This window comes from Streptomyces sp. NPDC034103, assembly GCF_055575395.1.
Genome location: NZ_JBVISS010000015.1, coordinates 190,045 through 209,031, shown reverse-complemented (window position 1 = coordinate 209,031; position 18,987 = coordinate 190,045). Strand labels below are relative to the sequence as shown.

Sequence of the window (18,987 nt, the reverse complement as noted above, 5' to 3'; positions counted from 1 at the left end):
GGCGGCGCGGCCTACAGCCCCGCCCTGACCGACTTCGTCTTCATGGTCCGCGAGACCTCCCAGATGTTCATCACCGGCCCGGACGTGGTCAAGGCGGTCACCGGCGAGGAGATCACCCAGAACGGCCTGGGCGGCGCGGACGTGCATGCCGAGACCTCGGGGGTGGCCCACTTCGCGTACGACGACGAGGAGACGTGCATCGCGGAGGTGCGCTACCTCCTGTCGCTGCTCCCGCAGAACAACCGCGAGAACCCCCCGCGCGTGGAGGCCACGGACGCCGCGGACCGCCGGGGCGACGTCCTGCTCGACCTGGTTCCCGCGGACGGCAACCGGCCGTACGACATGGCCAAGGTGATCGAGGAGATCGTCGACGACGGCGAGTACCTGGAGGTCCACGAGCGCTGGGCGCGGAACATCATCTGCGCCCTGGCCCGTCTCGACGGCCAGGTCGTCGGCATCGTGGCCAACCAGCCGCAGTCCCTGGCGGGCGTCCTGGACATCGAGGCCTCGGAGAAGGCGGCCCGCTTCGTCCAGATGTGTGATGCCTTCAACATCCCGATCCTCACCCTTTTGGACGTGCCCGGCTTCCTCCCCGGCGTCGACCAGGAGCACGGTGGAATCATCCGCCACGGCGCCAAGCTGCTGTACGCCTACTGCAACGCGACCGTGCCCCGGATCTCGCTGATCCTGCGCAAGGCCTACGGAGGTGCGTACATCGTCATGGACAGCCAGTCCATCGGGGCGGACCTCACCTACGCGTGGCCGACGAACGAGATCGCCGTGATGGGCGCGGAAGGCGCCGCCAACGTCATCTTCCGACGTCAGATCGCCGACGCCGAGGACCCCGAGGTCATGCGGGCCCGCATGGTCAAGGAGTACAAGTCCGAGCTCATGCACCCGTACTACGCGGCGGAGCGCGGCCTGGTGGACGACGTGATCGACCCGGCGGAGACCCGCGAGGTGCTGATCCGGTCCCTGGCGATGCTCCAGTCCAAGCACGCCGACCTGCCCTCCCGCAAGCACGGCAACCCCCCGCAGTAACCCACCGGTACCGCTGCGGAAACCTCTCTCACGGAGACTGAGACCTATGAACACCCCTGACATCCGCGTCGAGAAGGGCCACGCCGGGCCCGAGGAGGTCGCCGCCATCACGGCCGTCCTCCTCGCCCGCGCCGCCGCCCAGCCCGCTGCCCCGGACCACCGCCCCCACCCCAAGGCCGGCTGGCGCCGCCTGGAGCGCGAGGGCGGCTTCCGAGCCCCGCACAGCTGGCACTGACCTTCCAGGGCCCGCCAGGCCCTCCTGAGCCTTCTCAAGGCCCGACGGCCCCGCTCTCCTCAACCGGAGGGCGGGGTTTCCGTCTCCCGGAACCAGGACGCCGCGAGGTCCAGTGCCTCGCCGAGCGAGGTCACCTCACGCCGGAACCCGGCCGGCTGCATGGACACCCGGTAGCGGTCCCCGGACAGGGGCATGATCTTCGCCAGGCCGGACTCCAGATCGAACGGTCTGCGGCACAGCATCAGACTTCCGTGGCTCATGTCCGGGTAGAACGCCCGCAGCTCAGGGTGCGCGTGGCCGGCCCGGAGGATCGGGCGGTCGTTCAGGTGCCAGTCGCTGTTCAGCAGTTCGCGCCACTTGCCGGCCGCGGGGACACCGTCCTCGAACGCCTGGGCCAGTTCGCTCCAGCTCATGAACGGGAACCGCCCGTGCACCTCCCGGAGACGGGCTCCCCGGCGCCACAGGTCGGCCACGCCCACGGCCGCGACGAGGTCGTCGGTCCAGCCCTCCGACCAGGTGAGGACACGGTGCGGCGCGATCCGTACGTGGAAGCTCCGCTCCGGCCGTAGGTACACGGCCACCGCGCCGCGCTCGCTGTCCACCTCGACACCGGCGTCCGTCCCGTGCACGGTCCGCACCTCACCCAGGTCGACACCGCGGGCCCGCGTGATGCGCTCGATGTCCCGCACCAGATCCGCCACGTCGGTCTCTCGGTCTCCCGCCGCCATGCCCCGACCCCCTGCTCGTGAAGACTCGAAAGGGCGCCCTCTCCGAGCGGGAGAGGGCGCCCCTCGTTCAAGCGTTCGAACGTTACCGCAGGCGCGCCATGAGCGCGTGCTCCACCAGCGTGATCAGCGCCGACTTCGCGTCCGCGCGGTGGCGCGCGTCGGTCGTGATGATCGGGGTGTCCGGGCCGATCTGGAGGGCCTCGCGGACCTCGTCCGGGTTGTACGGCTGGTTCCCGTCGAACCCGTTCAGGGCGATTACAAAAGGAAGCCCCGAGTTCTCGAAGTAGTCGACCGCCGGGAAGCAGTCGGCGAGGCGCCTCGTGTCAACGAGGACGATCGCGCCGATCGCACCGCGCACCAGGTCGTCCCACATGAACCAGAAACGGTCCTGACCGGGCGTACCGAAGAGGTACAGGATCAGGTCCTGGTCCAGGGTGATACGGCCGAAGTCCATCGCCACGGTCGTCGTGGTCTTGTCTCCGGTGTGGGTGAGGTCGTCGATGCCCGCCGAAGCAGACGTCATGACGGCCTCTGTGCGCAGCGGGTTGATCTCCGAAACGGCCCCGACGAACGTGGTCTTGCCCACGCCGAAGCCACCCGCCACCACGATCTTCGCCGAGGTGGTGGAGCGGGAAGGACCGCCGCTAGAGCTTGCGAAGTCCACTGAGCACCCTTTCGAGCAGTGTCACGTCTGGCTGGCCGCCGGCGCTCTCGTCGCCGCCGGGCTGATGAATGGCGACCAGGCCTGCCTCCGCCAAGTCGGCGACGAGGATCCTGGCCACACCGAGAGGGATGGTCAGCAGGGCCGAGACCTCGGCTACCGACTTGATCTCACGGCAGAGGTTGCAGATCCGCTGATGCTCGGGCAACTGGCCCTGCATCTGATGCGGCTGCGCGGTGGTGTGCACCAGTGCCTCGATGGCGAGCTGGTAGCGGGGGCGCGTCCGGCCGCCGGTCATGGCGTACGGGCGCACCAAGGGGTTGTGCGACGACCCTGCGGGCGCCGACTCAGGGGCACGTCGCTGCGGCTGCACCGGCTGGATGCGCGGTGCCGACGGCTGGTCGTACGGCGAGGGGCCGGGGCCCTGGGGCGCGTACGGCTGCCGGTGGCTGGGCGCGGAGGGGAAGTTGTAACGGTTCGGGTTCTGGGAACCATCGTTCTGACCCTGGCCAGGGCCGTACGACCAATTACCGGACGATGAACCGCCTGGGGGTGTTGCCACTTTCTCTCCTCCTCCGACTGCGCCGGGCACCGCATCACTGTGGAGCCGCCGTCCCGAAACCTTACGGCCCCGGGACGCCAAAACGCACCGTCTGTCTATTAGTTGAGCAGGCTCCCTTGGAGCTCCGCGCGCAGATCGGGCGTCAGGACCGTACCGGCACGGTCCACCAGGAGTGCCATCTCGTACCCGATGAGACCGATGTCCGCCTCCGGATGTGCGAGAACTGCGAGCGAGGATCCGTCGGAGACGGACATGATGAAGAGGAATCCCCGCTCCATCTCCACAACCGTCTGGTTCACGCTGCCGCCCTCGAAGATGCGCGAGGCACCTGCGGTCAGTGAGGTCAGACCGGAGGCGACGGCCGCAAGCTGGTCGGCGCGGTCACGCGGAAAACCCTCGGACATCGCCAGAAGGAGTCCGTCGGCGGAGACCACCACCGTGTGGGACACCCCGGGGGTGTTGTCCACGAAGTTGGTGATCAACCAGTTCAGGTTCTGTGCCGCCTGGCTCATCGGGCTCACACTAACGCTCCTGGTTGTAGGTGCTGTCAGAACCGAAGCCCTGACCGTTCGTTTCACTGCTTGCGCTGCGGCCCCGCTCGACACCGCGGCGCAGGTTGCTCAACCTGCCCCGGACGTCCTCGGGAGCGCGGGAGACCTGTGGGCCGCCCTGGGGGGTGTTCTCGGCGGCGCCCTCGACCAGGTTGGCCTTGGGCACCCGCCTCGGCAGACCGGAGGAGGTGACCCCGCCCGCCTTGGGCTTGCGAAGCGCCGATGCCTGCTGCCAGCGCTCGTCGTTGGCCGAGCGCCAGTCGCCGTTGCCGGTGCCGTTGCTCTCCGGTGCGGAGGACGCCTGCTCCTGGTTCACGGGCCGCGAGCCGAACATGTCGGTCGTGCTGCCCGTGCCGTTCGCACGAGACGCGCCGTTCGCTCCGCCCCCGGTGGATCCGCGGCGGGGAAGCCCTGCCTCGGTCAGGTCGTGGACGGCCGACGGGGCCGGACCCGGACGGTCGAAGCCTACGCGGTCGCGCTCACTGACGTCAGCGGCCTGCGCGGATTCCGCTTCGGGAGCGTACTGCTCCTGGTACCCGTTCTGGTACCCGTCCTGCTGCGGCCAGTCGTCCTGGTAGCGGCGCTCCTCGAAGGCCGGAATGGAGTCCGGGACGGAGGCGTGCGCACCCGTCTGCTCCTCCTGGGCCGACTCCGCATAGCCGGTGGCGGCCGACTCGGGGTAGCCCCCGCCTGCGGAGTAGGCGTCGTTCTGCGGCAGCCCGCCGTTCGGCGCGTAGTACTGCTCGTCGTACGACGGCTGCTGCTGCTCCTCGTACGGGGCGTGCTGCGGCTCGGCGTAGGCCGACTGCTGCTGCTCCTCGTAGGCGCCGGGCTGCGGGTAACCGCCGTGGCCGTTGTCGTAGCCGGTCGGCCGGGTGTCGAACCCGTCGCCGTACGACTGGCCCGCGGAGCCCTCCAGGGACTGCTCGCTCTGGGCCTGGGCCTCCAGGGCCGCGCGGCGCTCCTCACGCATGAGGGAGCGGCCCACCGGGTCCAGCTCACGGATGTCGTCCGGGACCTCGGTGTAGCGGCTGTCGTCGAAGCCCAGCTCCGCGGCCGTGCGCATGGGCAGGCCGCCGTTGCCGAAGTCCTCGCCGCCGAAGCTCTGCTCCGGGATGATCTGCGAGACCGTGAACTCGTCGGCGGCCGGCTGCTGCTCGCCACCGCCACCGTGGGTGATCGCGTCGGGCAGCATGACCAGCGAGGTCGTGCCGGCCTGCTCGCCCGAGGGGCGCAGCTGGACGCGGATGCCGTGCCGGTCGGACAGCCGGCCGACCACGAACAGGCCCATGCGCTGCGAGATCGCGGCGTCCACGGTCGGCGGGTTGGCCAGCTTGTGGTTGATGTCCGCGAAGTCCTCGGCGGTCAGACCGATGCCCTTGTCGTGGATCTCGATCATCACGCGGCCGTCGGGCAGACGGGTCGCGGTGACGCGGACCTTGGTCTGCGGGGAGGAGAACGTGGTGGCGTTCTCCAGCAGCTCGGCGAGCAGGTGCACGAGGTCGGTCACGGCGCGGCCGTGGATCTCGGCCTCCGGGACACCGGACAGCTCGATGCGCTCGTACTGCTCCACCTCGGAGGAGGCGGCGCGCAGCACGTCGACCAGCGGGACCGGCTGGTCCCAGCGGCGGCCGGGCTCCTCGCCGGCGAGGACCAGGAGGTTCTCACCGTTGCGGCGCATACGGGTCGCGAGGTGGTCCAGGCGGAAGAGGTTCTCCAGCTGGTCCGGGTCGGCCTCGTTGTTCTCCAGTTCGGTGATCAGGGTCAGCTGGCCCTCGATCAGGGACTGGTTGCGGCGGGAGAGGTTGGTGAAGATCGCGTTGATGTTGCCCCGCAGCAGGGCCTGCTCGGCGGCGAGCCGGACGGCCTCGCGGTGGACCTGGTCGAAGGCCCGGGCGACCTCGCCGATCTCGTCGGTCGAGTTGATCGGGATCGGCGCCACCCGGGTGTCGACCCGGCCGGGGTCGGTACGGGAGAGCTGGTCGACCAGCATCGGCAGGCGCTGCTCGGCGATGCCGAAGGCGGCGTTGCGCAGCTGGCGCATCGCGCGGGACATCTGGCGGGCGACCATGCCGGCCAGGATGAACGCGGCGAGCAGGGCGACCACGACCGCGGCGCCGGTGATGAAGGCGTCCCGCTTGGCGTCGTCGGCGATGCTCGCGGCCTCGGCCACCGCCTTGTCGGCCATGTCGGACTCGATGGTGCGGTAGGCGTTGTACTTGAGGGTGTTGACCGCCCACCAGTTCTCGGCGGTGACACCCTTCGTGGCGAGCGCGTCACGCTCGGACTTGTCCGTGGAGGTCAGCGAACCGATGTACTTGACCATCGTGACCGGGTTCTCCGGCGGGGCCACGTAGTCCGGGTTCTTCTGCTTGGCCTGCTGGGCCATCGCCGCGCCGTCCGCCGCCGCCTGCTTCTGCAGCGTGGTCAGCTTCTGCGCGTCGGCCTCGGTGCCACCGCCGATGTACTCCTCGATGGCGATGCCCTCGAGGTAGGCGTACGAGGTGAGCGCGGTGCGCTGGGCGGCCAGGTCGGAGTCCTCGGGGCCCGGCTTGATCAGCAGGTGCATGCCGATGGCGCGCTCGAGCGACAGGGAGGCCTTGGTCAGCGCGATGGCGTAGACGGTACGGCCGTAGCTGGTGATGTTTCCGGTGCCGAGACCGAGCTCGTTGGCGAACTCCATCAGGGGGTGCGCGACCTCGACGTAACCCTCTTCGGTCTTCACCCCCGTGAGCCGCTTGGTGTACGCGGCCGTGCGCAGGGACTGGAGCTTGGGCTCCTCCTCGCGGAACAGCTCCAGGCGGCGCTTGAGGCCCGCCTTCTGCGGCATGTTCTGCGCGGCCTGGTCGAAGGCGTCGGCGGCGGTGTCCGTGGCCTTGCGGGCGGCGACGACCGTCTTGTCGTCCGCACCCAGGCCCTGCAACAGCGGGGCGGCGGTGGTGTCGCGCTCGGTGTAGAGGGCGTCGCCGTAGGTCAGGGCGGCCTGGACCAGGCGAGCGGTCTTCTCCGCGTCCTCGGCCTCCTGCCAGGTGTCGATCGAGCTCTTCACCTGGAAGCCGCCCATGACGAGGCCGACCAGCACGGGTATGAGCAGGATCGCGTTCAGCCGGGTCGGTACACGCCAGTTGCGCGGGGAGAGACGGCCGCCGCTCGGGGCGGGAGCGGCCGTCGGTTCCGAACCGGGCACAGGGGCGGACGCCGCTCCGCGCGGCGGCGGGGTGAAGTTGCCCCGCGCCGACGGCTCGGGACCGTTCTTGCTTCGCCTCACTCGACCAACAACCTCTCGGCGGGGTCGGCACCAACGTTGTGCCGCAGTCTCTCAGAGCCCATATCGCCATCGACTAGTGAGTACGTCTTTGACTATTGGGCAGTTCAGGCATTCCAGCATGGGGGCCTACGGACCTCCAAACATGGGAGACCGGTGGGGCCCACGGTTGTAAGTCCTAGATAAAACGGTCATAAAGAGCGAGCCCCGTCAAAAGACGGGGCCTTCGTGCGCGCAGCGGCACCACTTGACAACGACGCGTGGCCATACCACCCGATTCCTCTGCCGAAACGTTATGAACACCGGGGCCGACCGTGTCAAAGGACACAGCCGGCTCCGGGACCTCTACGACAAGTGCCGTATACAAGGGACGATTTGGGTGCTAGCGCAGGCGTGCCATCAAAGCGTGCTCCACCAGCGTGATCAGCGCACTCTTCGCATCCGAGCGGTGCCGGGCGTCCGTGGTGATGATCGGGGTGTCCGGTCCGATCTGGAGCGCCTCGCGCACCTCCTCCGGGGCGTACGGCTGGTGTCCGTCGAAGCCGTTGAGGGCCACGACGAAGGGCAGGCCGCTGTTCTCGAAGTAGTCGACCGCGGGGAAGCAGTCGGCGAGACGCCGGGTGTCCACCAGCACGACCGCGCCGATCGCGCCGCGGACCAGGTCGTCCCACATGAACCAGAAGCGGTCCTGGCCCGGCGTACCGAAGAGGTACAGGATCAGGTCCTGGTCGAGCGTGATGCGGCCGAAGTCCATGGCCACCGTGGTGGTGGTCTTGTCCCCGGTGTGCGTGAGGTCGTCGATCCCCGCGCTCGCCGAGGTCATCACGGCCTCGGTGCGCAGCGGGTTGATCTCGGAGACGGCGCCCACGAACGTGGTCTTGCCGACGCCGAAGCCGCCGGCCACCACGATCTTCGCGGAGGTGGTCGCCCGGCCTCCGTCAGAGCTTGCGAAGTCCACTGAGCACCCTTTCGAGCAGTGTCACGTCCGGAGCGCCGGTGCTCTCGTCGCCGCCCGGCTGGTGAATGGCGACAAGTCCGGCCTCGGCGAGGTCCGCGACGAGGATGCGGGCCACGCCGAGCGGCATGGCCAGCAGTGCCGACACCTCCGCCACCGACTTGACCTCACGGCACAGGTGGCAGATGCGCTGGTGCTCCGGGAGCAGCCCCATGAGCGCTGCCGGGTCGGCCGTCGTGCTGATCAGGGCCTCGATGGCGAGCTGGTAGCGCGGCCGGGTCCGGCCGCCGGTCATCGCGTACGGACGTACCAGCGGCTGGTCGCCCTCATCCTCGTACGGCTCCGCGTACGGATCATGAGAGGCGGTGGGCGGGGTCATGAATCCTCCGGGCGGGACAGCAAGTCGGTCAGCAAGCCGTCTGACATGGCCTGTGGGGGGATTGTGGCGGCCGGACGGTGATGTGGTGAGACGGGTGGATCCGGGCCGGTCAGTGAAGCAGACTGCCCTGTAGTTCGGCGCGGAGATCGGGCGTGAGCACCGCTCCCGCGCGGTCGACGAGCAGTGCCATCTCGTAGCCGACGAGGCCGATGTCGCACTCGGGGTGGGCGAGGACGGCCAGTGAAGAGCCGTCCGAGACGGACATCAGGAACAGGAATCCCCGCTCCATCTCGACGACCGTCTGTGCCACGTTGCCGCCCTCGAAGATCCGGGAGGCCCCGGCCGTCAGCGAGGTGAGTCCCGACGCGACGGCCGCCAGCTGGTCGGCACGGTCACGCGGGAAACCCTCGGACATCGCCAGCAGAAGGCCGTCGGCGGACACGACGACGGTGTGGGACACCCCGGGGGTGTTGTCCACGAAGTTGGTGATCAACCAGTTCAGGTTCTGTGCCGCCTGGCTCATCGGGCTCAACTAGTGCTCCTGCTGGTGAGTGGGGCTCGGGAAGCTGCCCGTCTGACCGGTGCCGGCCTGACGACCTTGCGCGATACCCCGACGGAGATTGGTCAGTCGGCCGCGTACGTCATCAGGCGCACGCGAGACCGCCGGACCGCTTTGGTGCTGTTGCTGCTGAGCCGTGCCCGGGACGAGGTTCGCCCGGGGCACCCGGCGCGGCAGACCGGAGGTGGTGACACCGCCGGCAGCCGGCTGCCGTACGCGCTCCGCCTGCCGGACGAGGTCGTCGTTCGGCGAGCTGCGCCACCCGGCGCTGGCCGCCGGACGCTGGGCAGGGGCCGCAGGGGTCTGCTGCTGCGGCGTCTCGGCCGGAGCGCTGTCCTGCTGCTGGTCCTGCTGACCGTGGAACCAGTTGGTCTCCAGGGTGTCGTACAGCGGCGTCCGCCCGTCGCCGCCGCCGGGGGGCGCCGGCGGCAGTGCCTCGGGCTCCTGGCGGACGGGGCGCTGCGGACGCTGCGGGACCGGGGGACGCGGGGCGCCGAAGTCGGCGGGACCGTGCCCGACGTTCTGCTGCGGCCGCTCGAACTGACCGGTCTGCTGGGGGTTGTGGTGACCGGGCAGCGCGTGCTGGCCGGTGCTGGAGCCGCCGTCCTGGCCCGGCATCGGGAACTGGCCCGTGGAGCCGTTGTCGTAGCCCTGTGGAGCGGCGAACTGGCCCGTCGCGGCGGGGCCGCTGTGTGCCGGGGAGCCGTACACGTCCGGGCGGACGTACGAGTCCGTGCCGTTCTGCGGGGCGTCGAACTCGGAGCGGGCGAACTGACCGGTGTTCTGCGGCGCGTTCTGCGGCGCGTTCTGCGGCGCATCGAAGTCGGGGCGGGCGAACTCGGAGGTGGAGCCGGGACCCTGGTGGCCGTCGAACCGGCCGATCGCGGGCATCTCCGTGGTGGCGCCCGGACCCTGCCGGTCGTCGATCCGCGGCATCCGGGACGTCTGCGAGGCGTCCTGCTCGTCATGGCCGCGCGGGGTGTCCAGCGAGGCCCGGGAGACCTGCGGCTGGGCGTTCTCGTCGCTCCAGCTCGGCGTCCGGGGCTGCTGGGCGTTGCCGCCGGGCAGCTCGGCCCGCGGACCACCACGGCCCGGGAGCTGACGTCCACGGCGACGGCCCTGCTGCTGTTCGTTGCCCGCGTTGCCGGAGTTGCCGGCGGCGGGGGACTGCTGCGGCGGCACCGGACCGCGCCCGCCGCCGAAGGCGTTCTGCGGCGCGGACGTGCCCGCGGCCTGGAGGCCCTGCGGGGCGCCCGGCGCCTGACCGCCGAACCCGGCGCCCGCACCGGCGGGCGAGGGCCGGCCCTGAGCGGGGGCCGACGGGGACTGCGGACCGCGCGCGCCACCCGGCGCACCCGGACGACCGCCGTTGCCCGTGCCCGGCAGCGCCGCCCGCGGTCCCTGACCGGTACCGAGCCGGCCACCGGACTGCGCGCCCGCGCCGAGGACACCGCCACCGGCGGGCGCACCCGCGCCGAGCGGGCCGCCACCCTGCTGACCGCCACCCCGGCGGGCCGCGGCCACACCGGCGGCCGCCTGCGCGACGGACGGGGCGCCACCGGCACCCTGACCGGGCTTGGGCTGCGGCTTCTTGCCGCCCTGGGCGACATCGACGGGCAGCATGACCAGCGCGGTCGTACCACCGGAGTCGGACGGGCGGAGCTGGATGCGGATGCCGTGGCGCTGCGACAGCCGGCCGACCACGAACAGGCCCATGCGGCGGGAGACGGAGACGTCCACGGTGGGCGGCGAGGCGAGCCGCTCGTTGATCGCGGCGAGGTCCTCGGGGGAGAGGCCGATGCCGGTGTCGTGGATCTCGATCAGCACGCGGCCGTCGGGCAGCGCGTGACCGGTGACCTTGACCTTGGTCTGCGGGGAGGAGAACGAGGTCGCGTTCTCCAGCAGCTCGGCGAGCAGGTGCACGAGGTCGTTGACGACGCGGCCGGCGACCTCGGTGGTCGGGACCGAGGACAGCTCGATGCGCTCGTACTGCTCCACCTCGGAGGCGGCGGCGCGGAGCACGTCGACCAGCGGGACCGGGCGGGTCCAGCGGCGGCCGGGCTCCTCACCGGCGAGGACGAGGAGGTTCTCGCCGTTCCGGCGCATACGGGTCGCGAGGTGGTCCAGCTTGAACAGCGAGGACAGCTGGTCCGGGTCGGCCTCACGGGACTCGAGCTCGGAGATCAGCGACAGCTGGCGCTGGATGAGGCCCTGGGAGCGGCGCGAGAGGTTGGTGAACATCGCGTTGACGTTGCCCCGCAGCAGGGCCTGCTCGGCGGCGAGGCGGACCGCCTCGCGGTGCACGTCGTCGAAGGCCGCGGCGACCTTGCCGATCTCGTCCCGGGAGTGCACACCGACCGACTCCACGGACGTGTCGACGTCCTGCGGGTCGGACTCGGACAGCTGCTTGACCAGCTCGGGCAGCCGGTCCGTGGCGACCTTGGTGGCGGTCTCCTCCAGCCGGCGCAGCGAGCGGATCATGGAGCGGGCCACGACGAAGGCGCCGACCAGCGAGATGCCGAGCACGAGCAGGATCAGCGCACCGGAGATGATCGCTTCCTGCTCCGACTCGTTGCGCAGCTCGCGGGCCTTCTGCTCCATCTCCTCGAGCAGCGTGTGCTCGATCTTGCCCATCTGGTCGATCTTGGTGGAGCTGTCGTCCAGCCAGTCCTTGTACGACCGCTTGTCCAGGTTCTCCAGACCGTCCTCGGACCGCAGGGCGCGGCTGGCGTAGGTCTCGGCGGACTCGATGGTCGCGTTGTTGTCGCTGATCGGGTCGAGCAGTTCGGCGGCGCCGCTGCTCTTGCCGTAGATCGCGACGAAGCTCTTGATGTCGGCTTCCTCGTTCTCGAACGCCGACTGGCCGTAGAGGCGGTCGTTCTCGGAGAGGTCGCCGAACTCGTTCTTGTTCGGGGGCAGGGCCGCGGCGAGGACCGCGCGCTGCACGGAGGCGTACTCCTTGGCGGCGGAGAAGGCCGCCAGGGCACGCGTGCGCTGGATCATCTCGGGGTTGCTGGTCGCCTGCGCCATGTCCTGCGACAGACCGAGCAGCTGCGTGATGAGGCGGTGGTACGCCTCCACCGTCTGGGTGGAGTTGCCCTGGGACTCGTACGCGGAGTTACGGACCTGCTCGATGTCGCTCAGGTTGTGGACGAGCAGCACCAGGTTCTCGCGGATGCCCTGGAGGCTGCCGTCGTTGCTGTCGTCGATCTCCTCGGAGGCGTCGACGAAGTCTTCCCTGGCGCGGTCGGTCTTGTCCCGCAGCCCCTTGATCGTGTAGTCGGTCGCGCTGGAGCCGTGCGCCAGCGGTCCGGCCGACTGGTCACGCTCCGCCTGGAGCGCGTCGGCCAGCGCCGTCGCCTGCTTGGTCATGTCCGTCAGCAGCTTCATGTTCTCGAGCTGCTGGATGTCGTCCATGTTGTCGCTGATGCGCAGGGCGCCCAGCGAGGTGGCCGCGACCACGGGCAGCGCGAGCAGCGAGACCAGACGTGTGGAGATACGCCAGTTGCGCAGGGCCATGCGCGAGCCGGGACCGGTCGGGTTCTTCGGCTTGCCCGTCGGGGCGGCGGGGTTCGCGGAAGCGGAGGACGCCGTGCCGGGACGCCCGGAGCGGTCGCCTCCGTCGCCGGACGGGCCCGGGTTCTGGGCGTGCTGGGGCGCGGAGCTGCCTTTCATGGGGCCAGTCCCGCCGTGCGGCTCCGGCTCCGCCGAAGCGCTGCCATCCCTCTTGAAACGTCCCTGCACTAGCGTCGCAACCTCTGGACCAGGCGCCCCTCCGCGTGAACGGAGGAGCACGGTGTCGGCGTACTAGGGGGCGTCCTGAATTACGCCCCCCGATGGTCGTGAGTGACCGGCGCTGGTTCCCCCTTCTCGCCGCCACTCGGCGCGCGAAGCGCCCCCTGTGCGCCGGCTCGTTCCTGCGGCGGTCCGTGAGATTCCAGCACAGTGCCGGATCTCCAACAAGGGCCGTAGGCCAGGCTGTGACTTCCGTGACAGCACGTGAGGGGCGGGTTACCAGACGTAGAAAGTGATCTACCCCAAACCGGACTTACCCGGGCGGAACCCTGTCATGGTGCGGGTGTCCCAGTCGCCATGATCAGGAGCGGAATGGTGGCTTCAGGGGGTCAATGTCCGTTTCGTTGGGGTGAGTTGCGGGCCTGAATTGACCGGTTTGCGCCCTGACTGGTGAGCAAACTCACACGGGGATCATGGGGTCTTCGCGCCTTCGAAGGGGAATCGCATGTTTAGCCTGACGCTTTACAAGACGTAACACTTTGACAACCCGCGCCCCCCGACGGCCCCTTGGGGACCCGCCCGGCGCCCGACGACGACAAGGTTCCGTACAACCGTGAAGACGACGATGATGTTCCGCAACATTGCCAATCCGCGGCGCACGACGCTGGCGCACCTCGAGGACGCCGACGACCTGCGGACCCCGGAGCTCCCGGAGCACGCCGTCGACCTCCCGGCCCAGACGGCCAACCCGCGCCGCACGGTCCTGATGGACGTCCCGGTCACCGCCGCCGCCGAGTAGATCACAGCCGTACGACCGTCCGGGCGCCCGCCGTGACCGCGAGGCGCCCACCCGCAGGGGTGCCCAAAGGCTCTGGGCACCCCTCCCCGCGTTAGCCTGGAGCGTCAGACTCCAGCCAGCTCAGTGAGGGGCCCAGGAATCCCGTGCGCATCGCCAGATTCTCCATCGACGGGAACGTCGCCTTCGGCGCGGTCGAGGGTGACAAGCCCGAGGAGCTCGTCCTCGACATCATCAAGGGCATCCCGTTCGCGGACTTCGAGCTCTCCGGCACCAAGGTCCCGCTGAGCAAGGTCAGGCTGCTGCCGCCGGTGCTCCCCAACAAGGTCGTGGCCTTCGGCCGCAACTACGCCGAGCACGCGCGTGAACTCGGCAACGAGGTCCCCGACGCCCCGTTCGCCTTCTTCAAGCCCTCCACCTCGGTGATCGGCCCCGGCGACGAGATCCGGTACCCCTCCTTCTCCGAGGACGTCCACCACGAGGCCGAACTGGCCGTCGTCATCGGCCGCATGTGCCGCGAGGTCCCGCGTGACCGCGTCAAGGACGTCATCTTCGGCTTCACCTGCGCGAACGACATCACCGCCCGTGACGTCCAGAAGCGCGAGAAGCAGTGGGCCCGGGCGAAGGGCTTCGACAGCTCCTGCCCGCTGGGCCCCTGGGTGGAGACGGACCTGGACCTGGAGACGGCCTCCGACCTGACGATCCAGCTCACCGTCAACGGCGAGCAGCGCCAGCTCGGCCGCACCAGCGAGATGATCCACGGCATCGAGGATCTGATCGTCAACATCTCCGAGGCCATGACGCTGCTCCCCGGCGACGTCATCCTCACGGGCACCCCGGCAGGCGTCGGACCGCTCACCGTCGGCGACGAGGTCGCCGTCACCATCGAAGGCATCGGCACTCTCACCAACAAGGTTGTCAAGCGTGGCTAGCGCACCCGTCCCCCCCGTCCGCGTCCGGTTCTGCCCCTCACCCACCGGTAACCCCCACGTGGGCCTGGTCCGCACCGCCCTGTTCAACTGGGCGTTCGCCAAGCACCACCAGGGCACGCTCGTCTTCCGCATCGAGGACACCGACGCGGCCCGTGACTCCGAGGAGTCGTACACCCAGCTGCTCGACTCGATGCGCTGGCTGGGCTTCGACTGGGACGAGGGCCCCGAGATCGGCGGCCCGCACGCGCCGTACCGCCAGTCGCAGCGCATGGACCTCTACAAGGACGTCGCGGCCAAGCTCCTGGACGCCGGCCACGCCTACCGCTGCTACTGCTCCCAGGAGGAGCTGGACACCCGCCGCGAGGCCGCCCGCGCCGCCGGCAAGCCCTCCGGCTACGACGGCCACTGCCGCGACCTGACCGACGCGCAGGTCGAGGAGTACCAGGCCCAGGGCCGCTCGCCGATCGTCCGCTTCCGCATGCCCGACGAGACGATCACCTTCACGGACCTGGTCCGCGGGGAGCTGACCTTCACCCCGGAGAACGTCCCGGACTACGGCATCGTCCGCGCCAACGGAGCCCCGCTCTACACCCTGGTCAACCCCGTCGACGACGCCCTGATGGAGATCACCCACGTCCTGCGCGGCGAGGACCTGCTCTCCTCCACGCCCCGCCAGATCGCCCTCTACAAGGCGCTCATCGAGCTCGGCATCGCCAAGGGCACCCCGCACTTCGGCCACCTGCCGTACGTCATGGGCGAGGGCAACAAGAAGCTCTCCAAGCGCGACCCGCAGTCCTCGCTCAACCTCTACCGCGAGCGCGGCTTCCTCCCCGAGGGGCTGCTCAACTACCTCTCGCTGCTCGGCTGGTCCCTCTCGGCCGACCAGGACATCTTCACGATGGACGAGATGGTCGCCGCCTTCGACGTCGCGGACGTGAACCCCAACCCGGCGCGCTTCGACCTGAAGAAGTGCGAGGCGATCAACGCCGACCACATCCGCCTGCTGGACGTGAAGGACTTCACCGAGCGCTGCGCCCCCTGGCTCAGGGCCCCGTTCGCCCCGTGGGCGCCGGAGGACTTCGACGAGGCGAAGTGGCAGGCGGTCGCCCCGCACGCGCAGACCCGTCTGAAGGTCCTGTCGGAGATCACGGACAACGTCGACTTCCTGTTCCTGCCCGAGCCGGTCTTCGACGAGCCGAGCTGGACGAAGGCCATGAAGGAGGGCAGCGACGCCCTCCTCGCGACGGCCCGCGAGAAGCTCCAGGCCGCGGACTGGACCTCGGCGGAGTCCCTCAAGGAGGCCGTCCTGGCCGCCGGCGAGGCCCACGGCCTCAAGCTCGGCAAGGCCCAGGCCCCGGTCCGCGTGGCCGTCACCGGCCGCACGGTCGGCCTGCCCCTCTTCGAGTCCCTGGAGATCCTGGGCAAGGAGACGACGCTGGCCCGCATCGACGCGGCCCTGGCGAAGCTGGCGGCGTAGCGGACATCTGAGGGGCGGCACCCAGTGGTTCCGGGTGCCGCCCCTTGGCGTATCGGTTACACCGCGTCGGCGCGATCATGGTCGTCGTCGTGCTGGAGATCTTCGACGAGAGCGTCTACCTCATCGACGAGACGGGGTGGCCTACGTCGGCGACCACCCGGAGACCGACGGCCGCGGCGCCGCGGCGGCCGGACTGCGCTCCTTCTGGATCGACCGTGACGGGGTCTACGCGGCCGACGACCCGCCCGTCGGTCTCCACCGGATCGCCGGCCTCGCCGAACTCCCCGCGCTCCTCGGCGCGGATACCCGTTTTGGAGCCCCGTCCACCTTCGGGTAATGTTCTTCCTGCGCCGAGGGGAGCGGGCCGAGAGGCCGGAAACCCGGAGCGTACAACTAGAACAAGATCCCCCTCGGGGCTTGCGTTCCAGTGGCCTATGGTGTAATTGGCAGCACGACTGATTCTGGTTCAGTTAGTCTTGGTTCGAGTCCAGGTAGGCCAGCTCGCAGAGCTCATCTGCAAAGCCCCCGTTGTGTAGCGGCCTAGCACGCTGCCCTCTCAAGGCAGTAGCGCCGGTTCGAATCCGGTCGGGGGTACAGATCCTTCCCGCGAAGGTGGCTCGGGTAGCTCCCACCACCATCGATGCAGGATCGCTAGGGCCCCCGTTGTGTAGCGGCCTAGCACGCCGCCCTCTCAAGGCGGTAGCGCCGGTTCGAATCCGGTCGGGGGTACTGTCTGGTCTAAACCACATTGGTCTATGGTGTAATTGGCAGCACGGCTGATTCTGGTTCAGTTAGTCTTGGTTCGAGTCCAGGTAGACCAGCTCGGACCTGCGGCGATGTAGTACTCAACGCCAGCAGGCTCCACGCCCCCGTTGTGTAGCGGCCTAGCACGCCGCCCTCTCAAGGCGGTAGCGCCGGTTCGAATCCGGTCGGGGGTACGTAGCGAGAAGGCCCTCCACTTCGGTGGGGGGCCTTCGTCGTTCGCGCGGGACCTACTCGAAGCCGTACCGCCGGGTCGACTCCTCCTCCTGCGCCAGCCGGTGCAGCGCCCGCAGCATCGGGTCGACGAGGACCACGCCCAGCACCGCGACCTCCGCCTTCTCCGCCTCGGAGACGTGCGACTCCATGAACTCCAGGTCCAGCTGCGCCACTTGGTGCATCAGCCGGGCGTAGGGCAGGAGGGTCTCGGGGCTCCAGTCGTAGCCGAGCCGGCGCAGCGCGGCCACCGCCACCACCAGGGAGCGGAAGGCGGGGGAGAGGGGGGCCAGGGACTGCGCGTTGGACCAGCCCAGGGTGGCGAGCAGTTCCTCCATCGCGAGCCGTGCGCCCTGGACGAACTCGTCCTCCGCGTCCGGTTCCGGCACCTGGGGCAGCGCCCAGACCGAGGCACCCAGGCGGAGCGCGCGGGGCAGTGAGTCATCGTCGACGTGTCCCAGCACCTCCCGGACCGTCGCCACCGGTACCCGGCCGACCTGGATCATCGCGCGGATCAGCCGCAGCCTGCGCAGGTGCTCCTCGTCGTACTCGGCCGTCCTCGCGTTGACCTGTCGGCCGGGGGCCAACAGCCCTTCGCGCAGGTAGTACTTGATCGTCGCGATGGACACCCCGCTGCGCTCGCTCAGTTCGGCCAGCCGCATGCCTTGCGCCTTTCATTGGGGAGTGCCACTATCCAAGCACCGCTCGCAAGGATAGTGCCGCGGTCCGACAGGGGAAACGGGGGGCTCGTCATGTTCGCCGAACCGGTCGCGGGTCGCACCACCGCGAACGCCAGGGGCGACGTGGTCGTCCTGCTGATCGGCCTGCGCATCAACCACTTCTGGGCGGTGCACCACTGGCTGCCGGTGCTGACGGGCATGCCGCGGATGCTGCGCGAATTGGGCAAGGCGCCCGAGCGCGGTCTGCTCGGCCACGTCCTGCTGACGGCCTCGCCGCGGACGTACTACGTCGTCCAGTACTGGGAGTCCAGGGAGAAGCTGTACGCCTACGCGCACGCGCCCGACATGTTCCACCGGCGGGCCTGGGGGGTCCTCAACGGCAAGGAGAGGAAGGGCCGGCTCCGGCAGCATGTGGGGCTGTGGCACGAGGCCTACGTGGTGCCCGAGGGGTCGTACGAGTCGATCTACTTCGACATGCCGGCCTTCGGGCTGGCGGCCGCGCACGGTCAGGTGCCGCTGGAGCGGCGGGGCCGTACCGCGAAGGACCGGTTCGCGCACCGGTCGGCGGGGGCGAAGGTGGCCGAAGAAGCCATGTGACGGGGGGATCGGGGGACGGGGAGGGCCTGCCGCGGCGTTGGGGCAGGTCCTCCCCGCTGGTCGTGTCCCGACGTCAGCCGGTGCGGCGCAGGGCCTCCGAGAGGCGGCCGGCGGCGTCGATGACCGCCTGGGCGTGCATGCGGCCCGGGTGGCGCGTCAGGCGCTCGATGGGGCCGGAGACCGAGACGGCGGCCACCACGCGGTTGGAGGGGCCGCGCACGGGCGCGGAGACGGACGCGACGCCCGGCTCGCGCTCGCCGATCGACTGGGCCCAGCCGCGGCGCCGTACGCCCGACAGGGCCGTGGCCGTGAAGCGGGCGCCCTGCAGACCCCGGTGCAGGCGCTCGGGCTCCTCCCAGGCCATCAGGATCTGGGCCGAGGAGCCGGCCTTCATGGTGAGCGTCGAGCCGACCGGGACGGTGTCCCGCAGGCCGGACAGGCGCTCGGCCGCGGCGACGCAGATGCGCATGTCGCCCTGGCGGCGGTAGAGCTGCGCGCTCTCGCCCGTGACGTCCCGCAGGTGGGTGAGGACCGGGCCGGCGGTGGCGAGGAGGCGGTCCTCACCCGCGGCCGCGGCCAGTTCCGCCAGGCGGGGGCCGAGAATGAAACGGCCCTGCATGTCGCGCGCCACCATGCGGTGGTGTTCCAGGGCCACGGCCAGCCGGTGGGCCGTGGGTCGTGCCAGTCCGGTGGCCGCCACAAGCCCCGCGAGGGTGGCCGGACCGGACTCCAGGGCGCTGAGGACAAGGGCTGCCTTGTCCAGAACGCCGACGCCGCTACTGTTGTCCATGCAACGATACTCGCGTCTCACTCTGTGAAACGCAAGTTCCTTTTTTCGTGAGACGCGCAACCCTTGGAC

17 protein-coding genes, 5 tRNA genes and 1 pseudogene are annotated in these 18,987 nt (G+C 69.9%); 12 read left to right on the top strand and 11 right to left on the bottom strand.

The features are described from left to right. The coding region (locus tag ACZ56U_RS31665; RefSeq protein WP_469087362.1) for an acyl-CoA carboxylase subunit beta at positions 1-1,041 on the top strand (1,041 nt) is incomplete at its 5' end. A gap of 46 nt (positions 1,042-1,087) precedes the next feature. Beyond that, entirely contained in the window at positions 1,088-1,276 is a 189-nt protein-coding gene (locus tag ACZ56U_RS31660) for an acyl-CoA carboxylase subunit epsilon (RefSeq protein WP_469087361.1), read from the top strand. Positions 1,277-1,335: 59 nt separating this feature from the next. Here ACZ56U_RS31660 and ACZ56U_RS31655 read toward each other — a convergent pair whose 3' ends face one another. The 9 genes from ACZ56U_RS31655 to ACZ56U_RS31615 form a co-directional block, all read right to left on the bottom strand. Next, entirely contained in the window at positions 1,336-2,004 is a 669-nt protein-coding gene (locus ACZ56U_RS31655) for a DUF6193 family natural product biosynthesis protein (protein ID WP_469087360.1), read from the bottom strand. 82 nt (positions 2,005-2,086) lie between these two features. After that, a complete protein-coding gene (locus tag ACZ56U_RS31650) occupies positions 2,087-2,668 on the bottom strand; it encodes a GTP-binding protein (protein WP_026248371.1) in 582 nt (193 codons plus the stop codon). After that, entirely contained in the window at positions 2,649-3,227 is a 579-nt protein-coding gene (locus tag ACZ56U_RS31645; RefSeq protein ID WP_391232542.1) for a DUF742 domain-containing protein, read from the bottom strand. The genes ACZ56U_RS31650 and ACZ56U_RS31645 overlap by 20 nt, the downstream gene beginning before the upstream one ends. Positions 3,228-3,325: 98 nt before the next feature. After that, positions 3,326-3,739 (bottom strand): roadblock/LC7 domain-containing protein, encoded by a 414-nt coding sequence (locus ACZ56U_RS31640; protein ID WP_005479603.1) that lies wholly within the window; start codon positions 3,737-3,739, stop codon positions 3,326-3,328. Positions 3,740-3,749: 10 nt separating this feature from the next. Then, complete coding sequence (locus ACZ56U_RS31635) at positions 3,750-7,046, bottom strand: sensor histidine kinase (protein WP_469087359.1); 3,297 nt, start codon at positions 7,044-7,046, stop codon at positions 3,750-3,752. Positions 7,047-7,425: 379 nt separating this feature from the next. Further along, the gene (locus ACZ56U_RS31630) at positions 7,426-8,001 is read right to left on the bottom strand and encodes a GTP-binding protein (RefSeq protein ID WP_015657619.1); all 576 of its coding nucleotides are present in this window, start codon (positions 7,999-8,001) and stop codon (positions 7,426-7,428) included. Beyond that, positions 7,982-8,377: a DUF742 domain-containing protein gene (locus ACZ56U_RS31625; RefSeq protein WP_030611532.1), complete on the bottom strand. Its 396-nt coding sequence runs from the start codon at positions 8,375-8,377 to the stop codon at positions 7,982-7,984. The genes ACZ56U_RS31630 and ACZ56U_RS31625 overlap by 20 nt, the downstream gene beginning before the upstream one ends. A 109-nt stretch (positions 8,378-8,486) precedes the next feature. After that, a complete protein-coding gene (locus ACZ56U_RS31620) occupies positions 8,487-8,900 on the bottom strand; it encodes a roadblock/LC7 domain-containing protein (RefSeq protein ID WP_003973453.1) in 414 nt (137 codons plus the stop codon). Positions 8,901-8,909: 9 nt separating this feature from the next. Then, a complete protein-coding gene (locus tag ACZ56U_RS31615) occupies positions 8,910-12,680 on the bottom strand; it encodes a sensor histidine kinase (RefSeq protein WP_469087358.1) in 3,771 nt (1,256 codons plus the stop codon). Between the two features lie 604 nt (positions 12,681-13,284). Between ACZ56U_RS31615 and ACZ56U_RS31610 the strand changes: the two genes are divergently transcribed. The 9 genes and pseudogenes from ACZ56U_RS31610 to ACZ56U_RS31570 all read left to right on the top strand — a co-directional run bounded on the left by ACZ56U_RS31610 (position 13,285) and on the right by ACZ56U_RS31570 (position 16,814). Then, complete coding sequence (locus ACZ56U_RS31610; RefSeq protein WP_391232537.1) at positions 13,285-13,470, top strand: hypothetical protein; 186 nt, start codon at positions 13,285-13,287, stop codon at positions 13,468-13,470. Positions 13,471-13,613: 143 nt separating this feature from the next. Then, complete coding sequence (locus tag ACZ56U_RS31605) at positions 13,614-14,399, top strand: fumarylacetoacetate hydrolase family protein (RefSeq protein WP_469087357.1); 786 nt, start codon at positions 13,614-13,616, stop codon at positions 14,397-14,399. Beyond that, a complete protein-coding gene (gltX, locus tag ACZ56U_RS31600; RefSeq protein ID WP_469087356.1) occupies positions 14,392-15,876 on the top strand; it encodes a glutamate--tRNA ligase in 1,485 nt (494 codons plus the stop codon). The genes ACZ56U_RS31605 and gltX overlap by 8 nt, the downstream gene beginning before the upstream one ends. 118 nt (positions 15,877-15,994) lie before the next feature. Next, positions 15,995-16,213, top strand: a pseudogene (locus tag ACZ56U_RS31595) (HAD family hydrolase); the annotation flags it as partial. Between the two features lie 91 nt (positions 16,214-16,304). Then, positions 16,305-16,376 (top strand) — tRNA-Gln (locus ACZ56U_RS31590). A gap of 21 nt (positions 16,377-16,397) precedes the next feature. Then, positions 16,398-16,470 (top strand) — tRNA-Glu (locus ACZ56U_RS31585). 62 nt (positions 16,471-16,532) lie between these two features. Then, a tRNA-Glu gene (locus tag ACZ56U_RS31580) sits at positions 16,533-16,605 on the top strand. 20 nt (positions 16,606-16,625) lie between these two features. Next, positions 16,626-16,697, top strand: a tRNA-Gln gene (locus tag ACZ56U_RS31575). Between the two features lie 44 nt (positions 16,698-16,741). After that, positions 16,742-16,814 (top strand) — tRNA-Glu (locus tag ACZ56U_RS31570). Positions 16,815-16,868: 54 nt separating this feature from the next. Here ACZ56U_RS31570 and ACZ56U_RS31565 read toward each other — a convergent pair. Continuing rightward, a complete protein-coding gene (locus tag ACZ56U_RS31565; protein ID WP_469087355.1) occupies positions 16,869-17,513 on the bottom strand; it encodes a MerR family transcriptional regulator in 645 nt (214 codons plus the stop codon). 90 nt (positions 17,514-17,603) lie between these two features. Between ACZ56U_RS31565 and ACZ56U_RS31560 the strand changes: the two genes are divergently transcribed. Further along, entirely contained in the window at positions 17,604-18,128 is a 525-nt protein-coding gene (locus tag ACZ56U_RS31560; protein WP_469087354.1) for a DUF4188 domain-containing protein, read from the top strand. Between the two features lie 73 nt (positions 18,129-18,201). Here the strand turns inward: ACZ56U_RS31560 and ndgR are convergent, their stop codons facing one another. Beyond that, positions 18,202-18,918 (bottom strand): IclR family transcriptional regulator NdgR, encoded by a 717-nt coding sequence (ndgR, locus tag ACZ56U_RS31555; protein ID WP_010984119.1) that lies wholly within the window; start codon positions 18,916-18,918, stop codon positions 18,202-18,204. Between the last annotated feature and the right edge of the window lie 69 nt (positions 18,919-18,987).